This is a genomic window from Amycolatopsis magusensis (assembly GCF_017875555.1).
GTDB classification, from domain to species: domain Bacteria; phylum Actinomycetota; class Actinomycetes; order Mycobacteriales; family Pseudonocardiaceae; genus Amycolatopsis; species Amycolatopsis magusensis.
In genome coordinates this window covers 1841807-1859728 of the sequence record NZ_JAGGMS010000001.1, presented here as the reverse complement: position 1 = coordinate 1859728, position 17922 = coordinate 1841807, and the positions used below count along the sequence as shown (strand labels likewise).

The 17922-nt window shown below is 71.4% G+C and carries 19 protein-coding genes; 9 read left to right on the top strand and 10 right to left on the bottom strand.

Annotated features, from left to right (window positions below):
- Positions 1-164 precede the first annotated feature (164 nt).
- The 5 genes from JOM49_RS08875 to JOM49_RS08855 are packed head-to-tail and all read left to right on the top strand — an operon-like array spanning position 165 to position 4407.
- The gene (locus JOM49_RS08875) at positions 165-2837 is read left to right on the top strand and encodes an AfsR/SARP family transcriptional regulator (protein WP_209663847.1); all 2673 of its coding nucleotides are present in this window, start codon (positions 165-167) and stop codon (positions 2835-2837) included.
- Between the two features lie 36 nt (positions 2838-2873).
- Positions 2874-3164, top strand: a complete 291-nt coding sequence (locus JOM49_RS08870) for a YbaB/EbfC family nucleoid-associated protein (RefSeq protein ID WP_209663846.1) — start codon at positions 2874-2876, stop codon at positions 3162-3164.
- Positions 3161-3346: a hypothetical protein gene (locus JOM49_RS08865; protein ID WP_209663845.1), complete on the top strand. Its 186-nt coding sequence runs from the start codon at positions 3161-3163 to the stop codon at positions 3344-3346. The genes JOM49_RS08870 and JOM49_RS08865 overlap by 4 nt, the downstream gene beginning before the upstream one ends.
- 57 nt (positions 3347-3403) lie before the next feature.
- Entirely contained in the window at positions 3404-3727 is a 324-nt protein-coding gene (locus JOM49_RS08860) for a type VII secretion target (RefSeq protein ID WP_209663844.1), read from the top strand.
- Positions 3724-4407 (top strand): hypothetical protein, encoded by a 684-nt coding sequence (locus tag JOM49_RS08855; RefSeq protein ID WP_209663843.1) that lies wholly within the window; start codon positions 3724-3726, stop codon positions 4405-4407. The genes JOM49_RS08860 and JOM49_RS08855 overlap by 4 nt, the downstream gene beginning before the upstream one ends.
- Before the next feature lie 67 nt (positions 4408-4474).
- Here JOM49_RS08855 and JOM49_RS08850 read toward each other — a convergent pair whose 3' ends face one another.
- Genes JOM49_RS08850 through JOM49_RS08840 form a run of 3 tightly spaced genes read right to left on the bottom strand, consistent with a single transcriptional unit; the run spans position 4475 to position 7886 of the window.
- Positions 4475-5986, bottom strand: a complete 1512-nt coding sequence (locus JOM49_RS08850) for a molybdopterin-dependent oxidoreductase (RefSeq protein ID WP_209663842.1) — start codon at positions 5984-5986, stop codon at positions 4475-4477.
- A gap of 57 nt (positions 5987-6043) precedes the next feature.
- Positions 6044-6280 carry a glutaredoxin family protein gene (locus tag JOM49_RS08845; protein WP_209663841.1) on the bottom strand — a complete coding sequence of 79 codons (237 nt, stop codon included), beginning with the start codon at positions 6278-6280 and terminating at the stop codon, positions 6044-6046.
- A 10-nt stretch (positions 6281-6290) separates the two neighbouring features.
- Positions 6291-7886: an AMP-binding protein gene (locus JOM49_RS08840; RefSeq protein ID WP_209663840.1), complete on the bottom strand. Its 1596-nt coding sequence runs from the start codon at positions 7884-7886 to the stop codon at positions 6291-6293.
- 156 nt (positions 7887-8042) lie between these two features.
- On the opposite strand from JOM49_RS08840, the gene JOM49_RS08835 reads away from it, so the two are divergent.
- Genes JOM49_RS08835 through JOM49_RS08825 form a run of 3 tightly spaced genes read left to right on the top strand, consistent with a single transcriptional unit; the run spans position 8043 to position 10864 of the window.
- On the top strand, positions 8043-8723 hold the full coding sequence (locus JOM49_RS08835) for a sigma-70 family RNA polymerase sigma factor (protein ID WP_209663839.1): 681 nt from the start codon (positions 8043-8045) through the stop codon (positions 8721-8723).
- A gap of 51 nt (positions 8724-8774) precedes the next feature.
- Positions 8775-9815, top strand: a complete 1041-nt coding sequence (locus JOM49_RS08830) for a DUF5667 domain-containing protein (RefSeq protein ID WP_209663838.1) — start codon at positions 8775-8777, stop codon at positions 9813-9815.
- Positions 9816-9874: 59 nt separating this feature from the next.
- Positions 9875-10864 carry an HAD family hydrolase gene (locus tag JOM49_RS08825; RefSeq protein ID WP_209663837.1) on the top strand — a complete coding sequence of 330 codons (990 nt, stop codon included), beginning with the start codon at positions 9875-9877 and terminating at the stop codon, positions 10862-10864.
- A gap of 148 nt (positions 10865-11012) precedes the next feature.
- On the opposite strand, the gene JOM49_RS08820 is transcribed toward JOM49_RS08825, so the two are convergent.
- The 5 genes from JOM49_RS08820 to proC form a co-directional block, all read right to left on the bottom strand.
- On the bottom strand, positions 11013-12026 hold the full coding sequence (locus tag JOM49_RS08820) for a lysophospholipid acyltransferase family protein (protein WP_245369269.1): 1014 nt from the start codon (positions 12024-12026) through the stop codon (positions 11013-11015).
- A gap of 62 nt (positions 12027-12088) precedes the next feature.
- Positions 12089-13138: an NAD-dependent epimerase/dehydratase family protein gene (locus JOM49_RS08815; protein ID WP_209663835.1), complete on the bottom strand. Its 1050-nt coding sequence runs from the start codon at positions 13136-13138 to the stop codon at positions 12089-12091.
- A gap of 290 nt (positions 13139-13428) precedes the next feature.
- Positions 13429-13530, bottom strand: coding sequence for a 30S ribosomal protein bS22 (locus JOM49_RS08810; protein ID WP_017986394.1), 102 nt, complete (start codon positions 13528-13530; stop codon positions 13429-13431).
- Between the two features lie 117 nt (positions 13531-13647).
- Positions 13648-13866 carry a helix-turn-helix domain-containing protein gene (locus tag JOM49_RS08805; RefSeq protein WP_113695703.1) on the bottom strand — a complete coding sequence of 73 codons (219 nt, stop codon included), beginning with the start codon at positions 13864-13866 and terminating at the stop codon, positions 13648-13650.
- Positions 13867-14109: 243 nt separating this feature from the next.
- Positions 14110-14916: a pyrroline-5-carboxylate reductase gene (gene proC, locus JOM49_RS08800; RefSeq protein ID WP_209663834.1), complete on the bottom strand. Its 807-nt coding sequence runs from the start codon at positions 14914-14916 to the stop codon at positions 14110-14112.
- 589 nt (positions 14917-15505) lie between these two features.
- On the opposite strand from proC, the gene JOM49_RS42865 reads away from it, so the two are divergent.
- The gene (locus tag JOM49_RS42865; protein WP_245369268.1) at positions 15506-16018 is read left to right on the top strand and encodes a hypothetical protein; all 513 of its coding nucleotides are present in this window, start codon (positions 15506-15508) and stop codon (positions 16016-16018) included.
- A gap of 111 nt (positions 16019-16129) precedes the next feature.
- On the opposite strand, the gene JOM49_RS08790 is transcribed toward JOM49_RS42865, so the two are convergent.
- Together JOM49_RS08790 and JOM49_RS08785 are read right to left on the bottom strand one after the other, a co-directional pair.
- Positions 16130-16951: a thioesterase family protein gene (locus tag JOM49_RS08790; protein WP_282772980.1), complete on the bottom strand. Its 822-nt coding sequence runs from the start codon at positions 16949-16951 to the stop codon at positions 16130-16132.
- Positions 16948-17868 (bottom strand): proline dehydrogenase family protein, encoded by a 921-nt coding sequence (locus tag JOM49_RS08785; RefSeq protein ID WP_209663833.1) that lies wholly within the window; start codon positions 17866-17868, stop codon positions 16948-16950. The genes JOM49_RS08790 and JOM49_RS08785 overlap by 4 nt, the downstream gene beginning before the upstream one ends.
- Positions 17869-17922 lie beyond the last annotated feature (54 nt).

Below are 17922 nucleotides of genomic sequence, written 5' to 3'. Positions count from 1 at the left end.
GGGTGATGGCACTACGGTAGCCACTTGTGAACGCATGCACAAAGTGACTGGTAGAGCGCTTGAAAGCCAGGTTACCCGGACCCCGGTCCAGGGGTTCCACACGCCGAAAACCGCCCCCGCGCACGGGTAATACCCGACACACTTGGCGATCAGGGGGTGGCGGGGTGGAATTCGAGGTGCTCGGCCCGTTGCGGATCCGGCGGCCCGGTGGCCCGTCTGCGCCCGCCGGGAGGTTGCAGCGGATCCTGCTGGCGGTGCTGCTGACCAGGGCGAACCGGCCGGTCACGGTCGACCTGCTGGGTGACGCGCTGTGGGGTGAACACGCCGACCGGCGGGCGGCGCAGAAGCTGCAGCTGCACGTCCACCGGCTGCGCGGACTGCTCGGCGGACCGGACCGCCTGCGCTTCGACGGCGGCGGTTATCTGCTCCGCGTGCTGCCCGGTGAACTGGACGCGGAGCGATTCGAATCACTCGCCGAGGAGGCCGAGGAGGCGCCGATCCTCGCCAGGAAAGCGCTGGACCTGTGGCGGGGCACCCCGTTCGACGGGCTCGACGTGCCGTTGCTCACGGACGAGGCGCGGCGGCTCTCCGAGATCCGGCTGCACCTGCTCGAAACGCTCTTCGACGCGGAGCTGACCGCCGGGCGGCACCTGGTGATCGTCGGGGAACTCCGCGTGCTGGCCGGTACGCACCCGCTGCGCGAACGGCTGCACGCGCTGCTGGTGCGCGCCCTCTACCGCAGTGGCAGGCAGGCCGACGCGCTCGCCGCGTGCCGCGAAGCCCGCCGCGTCCTGCGGACCGAACTGGGCCTGGAACCGGGCGCCGAGCTGCGGGAACTCGAACAGGCGATCCTCGAAGGCCGGGAGGCCGAGCCCGTCGGCGCGGCGCCCGTTCCGGCGCAACTGCCGGCGCAGGCCCGCGGCTTCACCGCCCGTGAGGAGGAACTCGCCGAACTGGACGAACTCGCGCCGGTGTCGGTGATCACGGGCACCGCGGGCGCGGGCAAGACCGCGCTCGCCCTGCGCTGGGCCCACCGCTCGCGCGAGCGCTTCCCCGACGGTCAGCTCTACGCCGAACTGCACGGCTACGGCCCGGACCGCCCGGCCGATCCGGCGGACGTGCTCGCCGGGTTCCTGCGGGCGCTCGGCGCGGACGGCGCCGCGCTCTCACCCGTGCTCGCGGAACGCGCGGCGAAGTTCCGCACGCTGGTCGCCGGGCGGCGGCTGCTGATCGTGCTCGACAACGCGCGGACCGCGGAGCAGGTGCGGCCGCTGCTGCCCGGCTCCGGCGCGTGCGTGGTGCTGGTGACCAGCCGCGACACGCTGACCGGGCTGGTCGCGCTGGACGGCGCCCGGCGGCTGGCGCTGGACCGGCTGCCCGCGGCGGCCTCGCTCACCCTGCTCCGCGAGCTGACCGGCGACCGGGTCGACGCGGAACCGGCGGCCGCCGCCGAGCTGATCGACCTGTGCGCCCGGCTGCCGCTGGCACTGCGGATCGCCGCGGAGTCCATCCGGGACCGCCCGGCCCGCAGCATCGAAGCGCTGGTCGAGGAGCTGGCGGACGAGCGCGCCCGGCTCGACCTGCTCGACGCCGACGGTGATCCGCGGGCGGCGGTCCGCTCGGCGTTCTCGTGGTCGTTCCACCACCTGCCCCCGGACGCCGCGCGGGTGTTCCGGCTGCTCGGCCTGCACCCCGGGCACGACACCGGCGAACAAGCGGTCGCCGCGCTCGCGGACACCGACCTGCGGACCGCGCGGCTGGCGCTCGGGCAGCTCCGGCGCGCGAACCTGGTCGAGTCGAGCACCGACGGCCGGTACGCCATGCACGACCTCCTGCGGGCGTACGCGGGTGAGTCCGCCGGCGCGGACGACGAGGCATCGCGGCGGATCCTCGGCTGGTACCTGCATTCGGCGATCCACGCACGGGCGGTGCTCGACCCGTACGCGCGGCCGATGTGGACAGACGCGGTCCCGGCGCCGTCGAACCTGCCCGTCTTCGAGCACCGCGACGCGGCACTGGCGTGGTTCGAACTCGAGCGGCCGAACCTCGGCGCGGCCGTCCGCGACGCCGTGGCCCGCGGGTATCCCACGGTCGCCTGGCAACTCGCCTCGGCGCTGCTCATCTACTTCTTCTCGTGCCGCCGGTGGGACGACTGGCTCGGCACGCACCTGACCGCGCTGGCCGTCGCCGATCCGCCCGGGCGGGCGCACATGCTGAATGGGCTCGGCGTCGCCTACGACGACCTGCACGACTACGAGCGGGCGATCGGGTGCCACGTCGAGGCCGCGCGGCTGTTCGAGCAGGCGGGCGAAGGCCTGGCCGCCGCGTGGAACCAGAACAACCTGGGCGTGGCCTACGACAACGCGAAGCGGTTCACCGAAGCCGCCGCGAGCTACCAGGACGGCCTGCGGCGCTTCCGCGAACTCGGCGACCCGCGTGGCGAGGGGTACTGCCTCAACAACCTCGGCGACGTGCTCCGGCAACTGGGTTCCTTCGCCGAAGCCGAGGCGTACCTGCGCGAGGCGATGTCCGTGCACCGCCGTGCGGCCGACATCCCCGCGCGCCGCTTCACCCTGTGCACGCTGGGCGATCTGCACCGCGACGCGGGCACACCGGAACGCGCGCTGGAGGCGTACCGGGAAGCCCTGGAGATCAGCCGCTCGCTCGGCGAGGACTGGCGCGTCGCGCGGTTCCAGGCACGCCTCGGGTCGGTCCTGCACACCCTCGGCCGCGACGGCGAAGCCCGCGAATACCTGCGAGAGGCGCTGGAAGTGTTCACCAGGAACGCCGATCCGGAGGCGGTGGAGGTGCGGAGGCTGCTCGCGAAGATCGGGTGAAACCGCCGTGAAAGCGGCATCCGGCACGCTCGCGGCATGGTGTCTTCGCTGAGCGCGCTGGCCGCGCGGACCAACCGTGCCGACGAGGGCCTGCTCGCGCTGCGCAAGGACCTCGCGCAGCGCACCGTCACCGCGCGGGACCGCGGTGACCTGGTCGAAGTGGAGGCGGACGCGGCGGGCAAGGTGCTCGCGGTCTCGGTGAACTCGACGCTGGTGCGCCGGGTCGACGCCAGGACGCTGGCGAACGCGATCCTGCAGGCGACCACCGGCGCCCAGCGGGCCGCCGCCGAGCTGGTCGCGCAGCGGCGCGCCTACCACCTCGGATGAGCTGGGTCAGGGCGCACGTCGGCGAATCGCTGGAAATCCGCGTGCCCGCGGCCGGGAAACCGGTCTGGGTCAAGGCAGACGGCTCGGGCTCGGCGCCTGTGGCCAGGGTCGTTCCGGAGCGCACCGAGGAGGATCCTCCGTCGACCTGGCTGGTGCCCGCTTTCGACCTGCCCTCGCCGTGAAAGCGCGGGGAAAGCGGCGCCCGGCACCCTGTGCCGCACCAGCACGGAGGGGAAAGCATGACAGGATCAGGGTTTCACGTCGACACCGGGCGGATTCGCGGTGCGGCGGGCGGATTTCGCGAAAGCGGGACGTCCGTCGGCACGGCGGCGGAAGCGATTTCGGCGGCCAAGGTGCCCGTCGAGGCGTTCGGCATCTCCGGCCCGGGCCCGGAACTGGCGCGTGACATCGAAGCGGCCGTCGGGCGACGGCTGGACCGGCTGCGCACGCGGCACACGCGCCTCGGTGAGTTCGCCGGGAAACTGGAGATCGCGGCCGACGACTACGACCGCGCGGACACCGGCGCGCGGGATGACGTGCGAGCCGCGGGACGGCCGGAATGACCCACCCCGCCCTGGAAACAGCCATCGCCGCCTGCCAGACCCTGGCGGAAGCCGCGAAACAACTCGGCGCCGGTGATCCGATCGAGGCCGTCGAACACCTCGACTGCGACCCCGCGGCGATCACCGACTACGCCGGCAAGCTGAAGACCACGCTCGCCGAACTGGACAAGGCGATCGACCAGCAACTCGACGCCATCGCCGAACTGGAGGCCGACAGCGGCGGCGAAGGCACGGAAAGCGCCATCGAGGAGGCGAAGAAGGAACTGGCCGAACTCCAGCAGGACCGCACCGAGTTGGACAAACTCGCGATGCAGATCGCCGAAATCGGTGAGCAACTGGAGAAACTCGTCGTCCACACGGCGGCGCAGATCAGCCAGCTCGCGGGCCAGGCCACCCCGGCCGCCACGGACGTGCTCGACGGCAGCAGCTGGATAGACCTGAGCGAGGCCGAGAACACGGTGATCACCACCGTCGCCGAAATCATCCGGCTGGCGGGGGCTTTCCAGCAGCAGGTCGACGGATTGCGGGAGCAGTTCGCCGCACTGATCCAAGACGAGGCAAGCGCCGCCGCCGGCACCGGCGCCGCAGGCCAGCAGGGCCCGCAGAGCGGCGGCGGCACGGAAAGCGGACAGCAAACCCCGGACAGCAGCGGCCCCAGCACCGGCGATGCCCCGGACTGAGGTCCCACCGCTGCTACAAATGTGGCTTTGGGGGCCGAATCCGCCCCCAAAGCCACATTTGTGTCCCTCAGGAGGCGGTGATGGAGATCGAGTGCCATCCGGTGGCGCCGTCCGGGACGGTGTCGGCGACGTCCCCCGTCTGCACGTAGCCCGACCGGTCCACCGCCCGGCAGTACACCTGGTGCGGCCCCGGCGGCACGTCCAGTTGCACCCACCACATCCGCCAGGTGTCCGCGTTAACCTCGGCGGTCAGCGTCGCCGGTTGCCAGGGGCCCTGATCCAGGCGTACTTCCACGCGGTCGACGCCGGTGTGCTGCGCCCAGGCGATCCCGGCCACGATCGTCTTCCCGGCGGCCTGCGCGGCGAACGGCTTCGGCACGTCGATCCGCGACTGCGTCTTCACCGGCCCCTCCCGCGACCAGCCGCGGTCCAGCCAGTACGCCCGTCGCGCCGACCAGGTCGTCACCTCCAGCTCGGTGACCCACTTGGTCGCCGACACGTACCCGTACAACCCCGGCACCACCAGCCGCGCCGGGAAGCCGTGTTTGACGGGCAGAGGTTCGCCGTTCATGCCGAGCGCGAGCATCGCGCCGCGGCCCGGGTCCAGCACCGCCGAGATCGGGGTGCCGCAGGTCCAGCCGTCGGCGCTGGTCGAGAACAGCTGCTCGGCTTCCGGCCGCACCCCCGCCTCGGCCAGCAGGTCCCGCAGGTCGACGCCGACGAACGTGGCCGTGGAGATCAGCTCGCCGCCCACCTCGTTGGACACGCAGCACAACGTCACCGCGCGTTCGACCAGCGGCCGGTCGCGGATGTCGGCGTAGCTGAACGTGAGTTCCCGCTCGACCAGCCCGTGCACCCGCAGCCGCCAGTCCTCGGCCCGCACCTGCGGCAGCGCCAGGGTGGTGTCGATCTTGTAGAAGTCCGCGTTCGGCGTCAGGAAGGTGGGCGTGCCGAGCTTGCTGAAGTCGGCGTCGGCGGGCAGGGGCGGCGCCGGGCGCGCGGGCACCAGTCCGCCGATCGCGGCCCGTGACACCTCCGCGTCCCGGCTCACGCCGATCACCTCACCGGCGACCGCGGCCACCCCGGCACCCGCGCCGGCGATGAGGAACCCGCGACGGCTCAGCCCGCCCTCGACCGACTCCTCCTGGAAAGCCCGCCCGTGCAGCCACGAGAACATCCCGCACCCGACGAGCAGCGTGGCCAGCGGCGCGACGATCGCCAGCTGCCCGAGGTCCGGGCGCCGCAGCACGGCGACCACCCCGAGCACGCCGAACACCCCGATGAACACCAGCCCCGGCGTGCGCGACCGCCGCGAAACCAGCCCGGCGACGGCCGCCAGCACCAGCATCACCACGCCCATGCCGACGAAGAGCGCGAGCTTGTCGTAGAGGTAGAAGGTGTCCTTGCCGAACTCGGTCAGCCAGCTCGGCGAGAACTCCGCGACGGTGTTGCCCACCGCGACCACCGGCGAGGAGTTCCGCCCGAGGAAGGCCGACAGCAGGTGACCGGCCGCGGCCGCCGCGCCGACGGCGACCACCCCGATCGCGGCCGCGTGGAAGCGGGGGAGCTCGGTGCGCATGCCTCCATCGTGGGCGCACCCGGCCCGGAAGACCGCTCCCGGGCCCTTACGAGTGCATTACGCGAGTGCCGCGCGCAGCCGGTCCTCCTCGACCGACCAGTACCCGTGCTCGTCCCCGTCGATGAGGATCACCGGCACGCGGTCGCCGTACTCGGCCCGCCACTCCGGATCACTGTCCACATCGAACGTCCGCCACGCGACGCCCAGTTCCCCGCAGATGCGTGCCACGTCGGCCTCCGCGCGCACGCACGCCGAGCAGCCTTCCCTGGTCACGACCGTCACTTCCGATGCCATGGGGTCCTTCCTACCGAAGTCGCAGGCGCCGCAGCTTGCCGGTCGCCGAATGCGGCAGGCTCTCGGCGAACTCGACGCTGTGCGGGACCTTGTACCCGGCGAGCTTGCCCGCGCAATGGTCGACCACCTGCTGCGCCGACAGCGAAGCACCCGGCGCGACCACGACGACGGCCTTGACCGCCTCGCCGCTGCGCTCGTCGACCACGCCGACCACCGCGGCTTCGACCACCTCGGGCAGCTCGGTGAGCACCGACTCGACCTCGTTCGGGTAGACGTTGAACCCGTTCACGATGATCAGGTCGTTGGCGCGGTCGACCAGGTGCAGGTCACCGTCGGTGTCCAGGTAGCCGACGTCGCCGGTGCGGAACCAGCCCTCGCCGTCCGGGCCGTGCGCGCCGTCGGGCCAGTACCCGGAAAACAGGTTCGCGCCACGCAGCGCGACCAGCCCGGTGCCGCCGTCCTCCTCGTCGAAGCTGTCCACGAAGTCGTCGGGATCGGACAGCACCGGCCCGGCCGTGCCGTCGCTGTCCACCAGCCGCAGCTCGATGCCGGGCAGCGGGCGCCCGACCGAGCCGGGCTTGGGGTAGCCGGTGACCAGCGTCGTGGTCACCACCGGCGCGGCCTCGGTCAGGCCGTAGCCCTCGTAGACGTCCATCCCGGTGGCCGACCGGATCGCCGCCAGCACCTTCGGGTGCAGCGGCGCCGCGCCCGAGGTCATCCGGCGCACGGTGGCCAGCCCGGCACCCAGTTCGTCGGCGTCCAGCGCGGCGAACTCGGCGTACATCGCGGGCACGCCGGCGATCGTGGTGACGCGGAACTCGGCGCAGTCGGCCAGCGCGCGCCGGGCGTCGAACCGCTCGGACAGCACCACGGTGGCCCCCACCGAAGCCGCCTGCAGCAGGCCGGGGCCCAGGCCGTAGACGTGGAACAGCGGGATCGCGATGAACACGCGGTCGGAGTGCTGGAGCACCGCGGGCCGCACGGCCGAGAGCTGCTCGATGTTCGCCAGCAGCGCCCGGTGCGACAGCATCACGCCGCGCGGCGGCCCGGTGGTGCCCGAGGTGTACGACACCACGGCGATGTCCTCACCGGCGCCGACCGGCTCGACCGGTTCACCGGCGGCGGTCGCGTCAGCGGGCGGCAGCGCGGTGACGCCCTCCGGCAGTTCTTCGGCCTCCGGGTCGTGGCTGATCACCAGCTTCGCGCCGCTGTGCTCGACCAGCGGCTGGACCTCGGCGGCCGGGGCCTGCGGGGACAGCGGCACGGCGATGCCGCCCGCACGCACCACGCCGAACAACGAGACTGCGAACGCGGTCGAGGTCGGCAGCCGCACGATCACCCGGTCGCCCCGGCTCAGCCCGGCGTCGAGCAACCGGCGTGCTTCGGCGTTCACCGCCGCGTCGGCCTGGGCCCAGGTGCTCCGGCGGTCGGTTCCTGAATCGATCAGTGCGAGTGAGTTCGGCCAGCTCCCGGCGGCTCGCGCGACCAGCTCCGAGACGTTGCCCACGGTGCCGGACGCAGCCTGGTGGTCCTGGTGATTCCCCTGTTCGGACGACAAATCCCAACCCCTTCCGCGAGCGCACTCACACCGTAACCAGTCTGTCATCCCCACCCCCCGATGCGGGGATATCTCCCGGTCGTGGCTGTTACGTCACCGGAACACCACTACCTACTTCGCGGTAACAACACGTATGCTGCACTGGTCCTGGGGTGGTGTCGATCACTCGATGGCTCGCCAAAAGGGCCTGGGAGGTGCGAAACGATGAGCCTGCAAGTCGCCGTGGCCGGCGGTTCGATGCCGCTCATCGGCGCGGCCGTGCCGAGCCGGCGGGACGTCTCCGCGCAGCGCGCCGCGCAGGCCGAAGCCGTCAAGGCCGAGGCGTGGGACCTGGTGCACGCCGCCCAGCAGGGTGACGCCGGCGCCTTCGGCAAGCTCTACGACCGGTACGTGGACATGGTCTTCCGGTACGTGTTGTTCCGGCTCGGCGATCGCGACCTGGCCGAGGACGTGACCAGCGAGACCTTCCTGCGCGCCCTGCGCCGGATCACCTCGGTCAGCTACCAGGGCCGTGACGTGGGTGCCTGGTTCGTCACCATCGCCCGCAACCTGATCCTCGACCACGTCAAGTCCAGCCGGTTCCGCCTCGAAGTGGTCACCGACGAGGTTTCCGAGGGCGGGGCCAGCCCGTTCACCGGCTCCACCGCGCAGGCCCCGGCGGGTCCGGAGCAGCAGGTGATCAGCCGCGCCACCAGCTCCGAGCTCTTCCGCTGCATCGACCAACTGGGCACTGACCAGCGCGAATGCATCCTGCTGCGGTTCATGCAGGGGCTCTCGGTGGCCGAGACCGCGGAGATCATGCAGCGCAACGAAGGCGCCATCAAGGCCCTGCAGCACCGGGCCGTCCGCCGCCTGGCGCAGCTCCTCCCGAGTGGTTTGCGGTAGGTACTCGGGAGTATCCCGTAACTGTCGTTATCGGCTGTTCGTTAGCCAGCCGTGAAGCTGCCGTGGGAGCGCGAGCGCGACCGGTTCGCGCGAGCCGTCGAGGACCCGTCGTCCGAGGACGACGAGTTCCGCCACGAGCTCGACCTGGTCAACCAGCTGCGCCTGCTCGGCGACACCGCGGCCCCGGGCCCGGAGGTCAAGGAGCGCATCGCCGCCGCCATCGAGGCACGTCCGGAACCACCGCCTCCCCCGCGCCGCCGCCTGCGGCTGGGTCCCGCGGTGGTCGGCGGGCTCACCGCGGTGCTCGCGATGGGCGGCCTGGGCCTGGTCCTCGCCGGGGACGCCCTGCCCGGTGATTCACTCTATGGAGTGAAATTGGCGGGCGAAACCGCGACGGTCGGCTTGACCTTCGACGACGAGGCCCGAGCGGGCAAGCGGCTCGACCACGCCGTGAGCCGACTGGCTGAGCTGCGGGCGATCGGCGACCGCGGGGTCACCGAGTTCCGGACCGCCCTGGACGGCTTCGGCGACGCGACCCGGCGCGGGACCGCCGAGCTGACCGCGGTCGCCACCGGAACCTCCGGCGACCAGCTGTCCGACCTGCGCGGATGGGCCGCCGAGCAGTCGCGGCTCCTGGCCGAACTGCGGCCGTCGATCCCGGCGGGCGCCGGGACGGCCTATGACAACGCTGTCGTGCTGGTGGACCGGGTCAACCAGCGCGCGGCCGCGCTCGCCGGGCGGATGGACTGCTACCAGATCACCTCGGGCAGGCACGACGACCTGGGCGCGCTGCCCGCTTCGGGCGGCTGCGGCGACGGCGGCCCACCACAACCGGGCGCGGTCGAGGAGGAGCCGGCTCGCGGGCCGGTCGACCGGCCGGAGTCGCAGACCGTGGTCGGCCCGCCGGCCGACGACCGCCCGGAGACCGCCACCCCGGTGCTCGTCGAGCCGCCGGTGCACGCACCGCCGGTGACCGGCGCGCCACCTCCGGTGACCCGGCCGCGGCCGCCGATAACCCCGCCGCCACCTGGTGAACTGCTGAGACTTCCCCCACTGTTGCCGGGATTGCCCGAGGTGAGGGTCGGCTGGTAACCCGTCGGCCACCCCGGCTCGCTACCCTGTGCACAGGCGTTTCCCACTAATCGGAGGCGGTGAGCGTGGCGCGGTGGGGCAAGGATAAGAGTCAGGAGCTGGAGCGGCTCGCGGAAATGGCCGGTGAGGCCTCCGCCGAAGCCGCCGTCGCGATGGAGCAGGCTCCGTCGGCCGTGCTGACCGTGCCCGCGCAGGACCTGGCCTCCGGTGACGTACCGCCGGAGCCGGTCGCCGGGCCCACCGAGGTCGACCAGACCGAGCCCCCGGCCGCCGCCGCCCCGCCGGACCTGACCGCCGCCGCCTTCTTCGACGTGGACAACACGATGATGATGGGCGCGTCGATCTTCCACTTCGTCCGCGGGCTCGCCTCGCGGAACTTCTTCACCACCGCCGACCTGGCCGGGTTCGCCTGGCAGCAGCTGAAGTTCCGGATCGGCGGCCGGGAGAACCACGACGACATCAAGTCCCACCGCGAGAAGGGCCTGTCCTTTGTGGCCGGTCGCACGGTGCAGGAGATGGTCGACGTCGGCGAGGAGATCTACGACGAGCTGATGGCCGAGAAGATCTGGTCCGGCACCCGTGCGCTGGCACAGATGCACTTGGAGGCCGGGCAGCGCGTCTGGCTGGTCACCGCGACCCCGGTCGAGCTGGCCGCCATCATCTCGCGGCGCCTCGGCCTGACCGGCGCGCTCGGCACGGTCGCCGAAAGCGTCGACGGTGTCTACACCGGACGGTTGGTCGGAGACCTCCTGCACGGCCGCGCGAAGGCGCACGCGGTTCGCGCCCTGGCCGCCCGCGAAGGCCTCAACCTGCGGCGCTGCACGGCGTACTCGGACTCGTCGAACGACATCCCGATGCTTTCGGCCGTCGGCACCTCGGTCGCGGTGAATCCGGACTCGGGCCTGCGGGAGGTCGCCAGGGCCCGGGGCTGGGAGATCCGGGACTTCCGCACCGGCCGCAAGGCCGCCAAGATCGGCGTGCCCTCCGTCCTGGGCGCCGGTGCGGTGGCCGGCGCCGTAGCCGCCGGCCTCGCCTACCGCCGCCGCTGACCCCAGCCGAACCCCACACTCACGCACCCGAACCCCACGTTCAGGAAGCCGAGTCGCACGTTCGGGCAGGTGAGTCGCACGTTCGGGCAAGTGAGTTGCGCATTCAGGCGGCTGAAGTCCGCGTTCGGGCAACGAGCTCGGGCGGGGATCAGTCGCGGAAGACGCTGCGGCGTTGTGAAAGACGCTGGTACAGGGTGTGCTGGATCGATTCGCGGACCTGGTCGGTCAAGTTGAACACCAGCATCGGGTCGTCCTCGGCTTCCGGGCCGAACTGGTCCGTGCGGATCGGCTCGCCGAATTCGATGTGCCACTTCGTCGGCAGCGGGATCGCGCCCAGCGGGCCCAGCAGCGGGAAGAACGGCGTCACCGGGAAGTACGGCAGCCCCAGCAAACGCGCCAGCGGCTTGATGTCGCCGATCTTCGGGTAGATCTCCTCCGCGCCGATGATCGAGCACGGGATGATCGGCACCCCGGCCCGCATGGCCGCCGAGACGAAACCGCCCCGGCCGAAGCGTTGCAGTTTGTACCGCGACGAGAACGGCTTGCCGATGCCCTTGAAGCCCTCCGGCCACACGCCCACCAGCTCACCCGCGCGCAGCAACCGCTCCGCGTCGGGGTTGCAGGCCAGCGTCTGACCCGACTTGCGTGCCAGCGAACCGACCAGCGGCATCCGGAACACCAGGTCGGCGCCCAGGCCACGCAGGTGCCGGTGTTCGGGGTGCTCGTCGTGCACAGCTACCGCGGTCATCAGCGCGTCCAGCGGGACGGTCCCCGAGTGGTTGCTGACCAGCAGCGCGCCACCGTCGACCGGCAGGTTGTGCACGCCGTGCGTGCTCACCCGGAACCACTTCTCGTACAGCAACCGGAAGGGCGGCATCAGCAGCGCGTCGGTCAGCTCGGCGTCGAAGCCGAACTCGTCGACGACGTAGTCGCCGGTGAGCCGGTTGCGCACGAACTTCAGCAGGGAGACCAGTGCGTCGGGCAGGTCGGCCTCGACCTCGGCGGCGGTCGGCGCCGGGCGGGCCTTCGGGAACGGGACGACCGGGGCGTCGGCGTGCCTGGTCGCTTCCTCCGCGGCGCCCTCGGGCCGCGGGGGCGCGGCCGACGGCTCGGGGGCCTTCTCGCGGCCCGGTCCGTGCAGCGGGATCACCTGCGCGCTCATGCTCGTGGTCACTTCCTGCGCCCTGCCTTCCTTTCTGCTGTTCCAGACCCCATCCGCGCGGCTCATCGCCCGCCGGCCTGACCCGTGGCGGCCGCGACGGCCACCTTGCCGGCGAGCTTGGCCAGTCGCGGGCCGTCGACCACCGGCCGCAGCCCGCGGCCCTGCACGTAGTCGTCGAACGCCTCCCGCGTGGTCCAACGCGGGGTGTAGCCGAACTCGCGCTTGAGCTTCGTGGTGTCCACCACGCGGCCGAAGTTGAGCAGCCGCACCTGGTCGGCGGAGAAGTCCACCAGCCGCGCTCCGCGCAGCAACCGGCCCACGGACGGCACCACCCCGCGTGGCATGGGCAGCTCGACCCGACCCGCGCGGCGAATGGCCTGCGACAGGGTGAGTACCCCTTCACTGCCCACGTTGAACACGCCGGGCTTGTCCTCCACCGTGGCCTGCTCCAGCACGGCCAGCGCGTCCGAGGAGTGCAGGAGCTGCATCCGGGCGTCGTAGCCGAGCACGGTCGGCACGACCGGCAGCGAGAAATAACGGGAAAGCACGGTGTCGACCTCGGGGCCGATCAGGTTGGTGAACCGCGCCATGGTGATGGTGATGTCCGGGCGGCGGCGCGAGAGGCCGCGCACGTAGCCCTCCATCTCCACCGCGTCCTTGGCGTAACCGCTGGTCGAGGCGGGAATCAGCTCGGAGTCCTCGGTGAAGACCGCCTGCGACCGCGAGCTGGCGCCGTAGACCGCCGCGGAGGATTTGACCACCAGCTTGCGGACCTTCGGCGAACGCTGGCACGCGGCGAGCAGCCGCATGGTGCCGATCACGTTCACCTCCTTGATCGCCGTGCGGCGACCGGGGGCGGCCGGGTGGCAGGTGGTGGAAGCGTGCACCACGGTGTCCACCCCGGCGGTGCTGATCACCTTGGCGATCAGCGGGTTGCGGATGTCGGCGCGGACGAACTCGGCCCGGCCCATGCGCTGCAGCACAGCCTTGGCCGGCGGGGTGGTGTCGACGCCGATCACGCGCTCGAAGTCGGGGTTGTTGCCGAGGCGGGCGAGCAGCCGGCCGCCGAGCTCTCCGCCGACTCCGGTGACGAGCACGATGTTGGACGGCATTCGGCCCCCTGAGCGGGTTTTTGTGTGCGGGCATCGGTTCACGGGCGGGACAGCCGCGGCTCCGGACGCTGTCACTCGGGTGCGCGGCTGGTCACGCAAGACCGTATCGCGCTGACGCACCCGAGATGTTACCTCGCGACGGGCAGCCCGGAAGACCCTCTTACATGCTGTTAACCCTGTTCAACCGATTCCGGGGACAGACCACACGAATGGCGGCGGCCCGCCCGGCTGAGCCGGACGGGCCGTTCGCTGCGTGGGTCACGCAGCCGATGGAACCTGTGGTTCGCCGCTCACTTGCCCTGCTTGCGACGCTGCATCCGCGTGCGGCGCAACAGCTTGCGGTGCTTCTTCTTCGACATGCGCTTGCGGCGCTTCTTGATGACCGAGCCCACAGGTGCTCCTTAACCTCTCGTCAGTGATCACCCGGCCCGGCGCGGCGTTCAGCGCATCAGGACGAGCGGCCTTCTAGGTTACCGGTGGCCGGACGACCACCGGTCGGCGGGGGAGTGTCATCCCACGTCGTAGTAGGCGCTGTCCAGGTATTCGTGTACTGCCTTCTCCGGCACCCGGAACGATTTCCCGACTCTGACGGCGGGTAGCTCGCCCGAGTGCACCAGTCGGTAGACGGTCATCTTGGAGACCCGCATCAGCGTGGCCACCTCGGCGACTGTCAGGAACTGGACCTGGCGTGGTGGTGTCAGGTCCTCTTGTTTCTTCTTCGTCGGCATAGTCACCGCGTCCTTCGACACGTGTCGCGCCGCGCGGCTTCCCCACCGGCGGTACCGACACGCACGTGCTTCTAGCGAGAGTAGCGGGACAGGTGAGACTAATGCGACGCCTGTCACCGGAAATGCCCCGAACCAGGCCCGATATCGCCAACATTCGCCCGTTTGCAGGCCAGCCACCTGGGCGAACGCCCTCCCGTCACCCGGCCACCACCCTCAACGGAGCTTCGCGCGGCCTCGTCCTGGTCAGTCGTGCGCCCTGCCCAGATCCACCGACCGGTCGCGCGCGGCTTCGATGGCCGCGATCAGGGCCGCGCGGACGCCGTGGTTCTCCAGTTCGCGGATCGCGTTGATCGTGGTGCCCGCCGGGGAGGTGACAGCCTCACGCAGGGTGACCGGGTGCTCACCGGTCTCCGCGAGCATCTTCGCCGCGCCGACGGCGGACTGCACGATCAGCTTCTCGGCGATGTTGCGCGGCAGGCCGAGCAGGATGCCCGCGTCGATCATGGCCTCGACCAGGAAGAAGAAGTACGCCGGGCCGGAGCCGGAGAGCGCGGTGACCGCGTCCTGCTGCGACTCGGGCACGCGCACGACGGTGCCGACGCAGGTGAGCAGCTCCTCGACGAGCGCCAAGTGCTCCCCGGTGGCGAATCGACCGGGTGAAATCGCGCTCATCGCCTCGCCGACCACCATCGGGGTGTTCGGCATCACCCGGACCACGGGCGTGCCCTCGGCGAGGCGGCGCTCGTACAGGGCGGTCGGCAGGCCTGCGCACAGGGACACGACGAGGGTCTCGGGGCGCAGGAGCGGGCCCAGCTCGTCGAGCAACGGCTCGATGTCCTGCGGCTTGACCGCGACGATCAGCACGTCGGCCAGCTTCGCGGCCTCGGGCACGTCGACCCCGCGCACCCCGTAGCGGCGGCTCAGCTCCTCGGCCCGCTCCGGGTACCGCTCGGTGAACAGCAGCTCGCCGGGCTTGCGCCCCCCGTGCAGCAACCCCGACAACAGGGCCTCGCCGATCTTTCCCGCTCCGAGCACCGCGATGACAGCCATGCCCCGATTATCACCGCGCCCCGGCGCCGCCCCGGCCCCGGGTTGATTGCTATGAGTGGGGCATTACTTGCGTTCATTGCAAGTAATGCCCCACTCATAGCAATCGATCCGAAACTGTCGGTGTTCGGCGGCAGGATCGGCCGGTATGAGCCGACTACCGCATTCGACCGACCTCTACCTGCGCGAACACGCCAGGTACGGGGTGATCCGCGCCGCCGACCTGCGGCGATTGAACGTGCCTGAGAGCACGACCTACCGGCGCTGTCAGCCAGGTGGGCCGTGGACCCACCTGTTACCGGGCATAGTCCTCCTCGCGAGAGCCAGCCCGACCGCGCGACAACGCGTGGAAGCCGCGCTGATGCATGCCGAGGGGCACGGCATCGTGACCGGGTTCGAAGCCGCACGCCGCTACGGCTTGCGGAACGTACCCACCAGCGGTGAAATCCACCTCCTGATACCCGCCGCTCACCAGGTACGGAGCTCCGGTTTCACGTTCGTCGAACGAACGGTCCATCCACCCGAGCCGCGGTGGGTCGACGGCATTCCGCTCGCACCTCCAGCCCGCGCGGTGCTCGACGGGGTAAGACGCGTGCGCAAACGAGATCCGGTCCTCGCCTTGCTGATCGAAGCGATCCACGAAGGCCTCTGCTCGCACAGTGATCTGTACGCGGAGCTGGAGACCGGCAGTCGCCGTGGCACCGCGCTGCCGCGGGCGTTGTTGAAGCTCCTCGGTGAGGACGTCCGCTCGGTCCCGGAAGCCACGGCCGCCGCGATCTGGCGGAAGGCCGGGCTGCCACCGGCCAAGCAGAACGTGCCGCTGTTCGACCTCGGGGGTGAACGCGTCGCCGTGCCGGACCTGTGGTGCGACGAGGTGGGCTTCGCCTGGGAGATCGACTCGTTCGAGCACCACTACCGGCGCAGCGACTACCGCCACACACTCGACCGCAACGCTCGTTATACGAGCCTGGGCATCGTGTTCCTGCAGACGCTGCCCAGCCGGTTGAAAACCGAACCGGAGAAGGTCGTCATGGAACTACGCGCTGCCTACGCGGCCGCGAAGAAGTGCCCACGCCCCCAGGTCATGCTCCAGCGCCCCGCCTAGCGACACCCTCGCCCCGGTCTCGAGCCGGGCAAACGCTATGAGTGGGGCATTACTTGCGTTAGATGCAAGTAATGCCCCACTCATAGCATTCGTTGGAGCCGCGGGGCGTTGTCACGAGCCGGGGGCGAGGGCGAGTTGGCGGGACTGGCAGACGAGGCGGCCCGCCGAGTCGATGACGGTGGCGTCCGAGTCGAACCAGGATTCGTGGATGGCGCGGCAGTCGACCTGGACGCGCAGCCAGCCGGGGGCCGGGCGGCAGCGGACGAGGGCGGTCAGCTGGACGGTCGGCGCCCAGCCCATGCGGCCCACGTTGAACACCACCGGCGGGTTCACGTCCCCCGCCAACAACGCGAAGAACGGGTCCGGCTGACCGGCGCGCGGCCGGACCCACAGCCGGATGCGGGGTGCGTCCGCGGTCCGGCCCGCCAGGTAGCCCACGGTCGACGGGTCCAGGCGCACGTCGCACGCCTTCGCCAGGTTGAACGCGCCTTCGGCGGTGTTGCCGCCGATCTGGATCGCGCCGGGCGGCGGCTCCGCCGGGACCGGCGGGACGTCCGTCCACTCCGGACGGCGGACGGGCAGCCGCCCGGTGGTCACCCTGGCTTCGACGCAGTTGCGCCCGCGCTGCTCCAGCCGCACGCCGACCACTGTCGCGCGGCGGCCCAGCTTGTGCAGTTCGGTGCGCAGCAGCACCGGGCCGATGGCAGGCGGGTGCAGGAACTCGGCCGAGACCACCAGCGGTTCGGCCTGCGGCTCACCGCGCTCGGCCAGCAGCGCCTGCGCGGCCTTGGCCAGCAGCGCGATCAGGAAACCGCCGTGCGGGTGCGTGCCGATCGACCACTCCGGGCGCAGGTCCGCGGTGAACGTGCCGTCCCCGAGCGAGCGGGTCGAAATCGCCGCGCCGAAGGGCACGGCCTCTTCCCCTGCGCTCACGAACGGCTGGCCAGCGCGCGCAGGAAGAAGCTCAGGTTCGCCGGCCGCTCGGCCAGGCGTCGCATCAGGTAGCCGTACCACTGCTCCCCGAACGGGACGTAAACCCGCACGGTCTCCCCCTCCCCGGCCAGCCGGCGCTGCTCGTCCGGCCGGATCCCGTACAACATCTGGAACTCGTAGCTGCCCTGCTTGCGCCCGTACCAGCGCGCCCGCTCGCCGAGGATCTCCACCAGCCGCGGGTCGTGCGTGGCGAACATCGGATACCCGTCGCCGGCGAGCAGCGCGTTCGCCGCACGCACGTAGCTCCGGTCCACCTCGTGCGCGCCGGCGAAGGCGACCGACTCCGGTTCCGCGTAGGCCCCCTTGCACAACCGGACGCGGGAACCGGCCAGCGCCCGCGCGTCCGCCTCGGTCCGCCGCAGGTACGACTGCAGCACCGCGCCCACCCACGGCCAGGTGCGGCGCAGTTCCGCGACCGTGGCGAGGGTGGCGTCGGTGGTGGTGTGGTCCTCCATGTCGATGGTCACCGTGGTGCCGCACCGCTCGGCGGCCGCGCAGACGCGCCCGGCGTTGTCCAGCGTCAGCCGTTCCCCCAGCTTCTGCCCGATGGCCGACAGCTTGACGCTCACCTCCGCGTGCGGCGCCAGCCCCTCGTCGTGCAGCCGGTCGAGCAGGTCGACGTAGGTCCGCACGGTGCGCTCGGCCTGCTCGGCGTCGGTGGTGTCCTCGCCGAGGTAGTCCAGGGTGGCGGTCAGGCCGTCGCCCGCCAGGGACCGCACCGCTTCGACCGCCTGGTCGTGGCCTTCCCCGGCGACGAAGCGCTCGACCACCGCCCGGGTGCCCGGCGCGGTGGCCACGAGCCGGCGCAGCCGCTCGTTGCCCGCGGCGGCGAGGATCGTTGATCGCAGGGGGTTCACGCCGGGAACTTTACGTGTTCGCCGCGCCGAAACCGAGTCACCCGGCCGGGCAAG

Bases quoted from the DNA above. Each gene is read 5' to 3' on its own strand.
- JOM49_RS08870 (WP_209663846.1), top strand. From the start codon at position 2,874: ATGGTGTCTTCGCTGAGCGCGCTGGCCGCGCGGACCAACCGTGCCGAC.
- JOM49_RS08865 (WP_209663845.1), top strand. From the start codon at position 3,161: ATGAGCTGGGTCAGGGCGCACGTCGGCGAATCGCTGGAAATCCGCGTG.
- JOM49_RS08860 (WP_209663844.1), top strand. From the start codon at position 3,404: ATGACAGGATCAGGGTTTCACGTCGACACCGGGCGGATTCGCGGTGCG.
- JOM49_RS08855 (WP_209663843.1), top strand. From the start codon at position 3,724: ATGACCCACCCCGCCCTGGAAACAGCCATCGCCGCCTGCCAGACCCTG.
- JOM49_RS08850 (WP_209663842.1), bottom strand. From the start codon at position 5,986: ATGCGCACCGAGCTCCCCCGCTTCCACGCGGCCGCGATCGGGGTGGTC.
- JOM49_RS08845 (WP_209663841.1), bottom strand. From the start codon at position 6,280: ATGGCATCGGAAGTGACGGTCGTGACCAGGGAAGGCTGCTCGGCGTGC.
- JOM49_RS08840 (WP_209663840.1), bottom strand. From the start codon at position 7,886: ATGACAGACTGGTTACGGTGTGAGTGCGCTCGCGGAAGGGGTTGGGAT.
- JOM49_RS08835 (WP_209663839.1), top strand. From the start codon at position 8,043: ATGAGCCTGCAAGTCGCCGTGGCCGGCGGTTCGATGCCGCTCATCGGC.
- JOM49_RS08820 (WP_245369269.1), bottom strand. From the start codon at position 12,026: ATGAGCGCGCAGGTGATCCCGCTGCACGGACCGGGCCGCGAGAAGGCC.
- JOM49_RS08815 (WP_209663835.1), bottom strand. From the start codon at position 13,138: ATGCCGTCCAACATCGTGCTCGTCACCGGAGTCGGCGGAGAGCTCGGC.
- JOM49_RS08805 (WP_113695703.1), bottom strand. From the start codon at position 13,866: ATGCCGACGAAGAAGAAACAAGAGGACCTGACACCACCACGCCAGGTC.
- proC (WP_209663834.1), bottom strand. From the start codon at position 14,916: ATGGCTGTCATCGCGGTGCTCGGAGCGGGAAAGATCGGCGAGGCCCTG.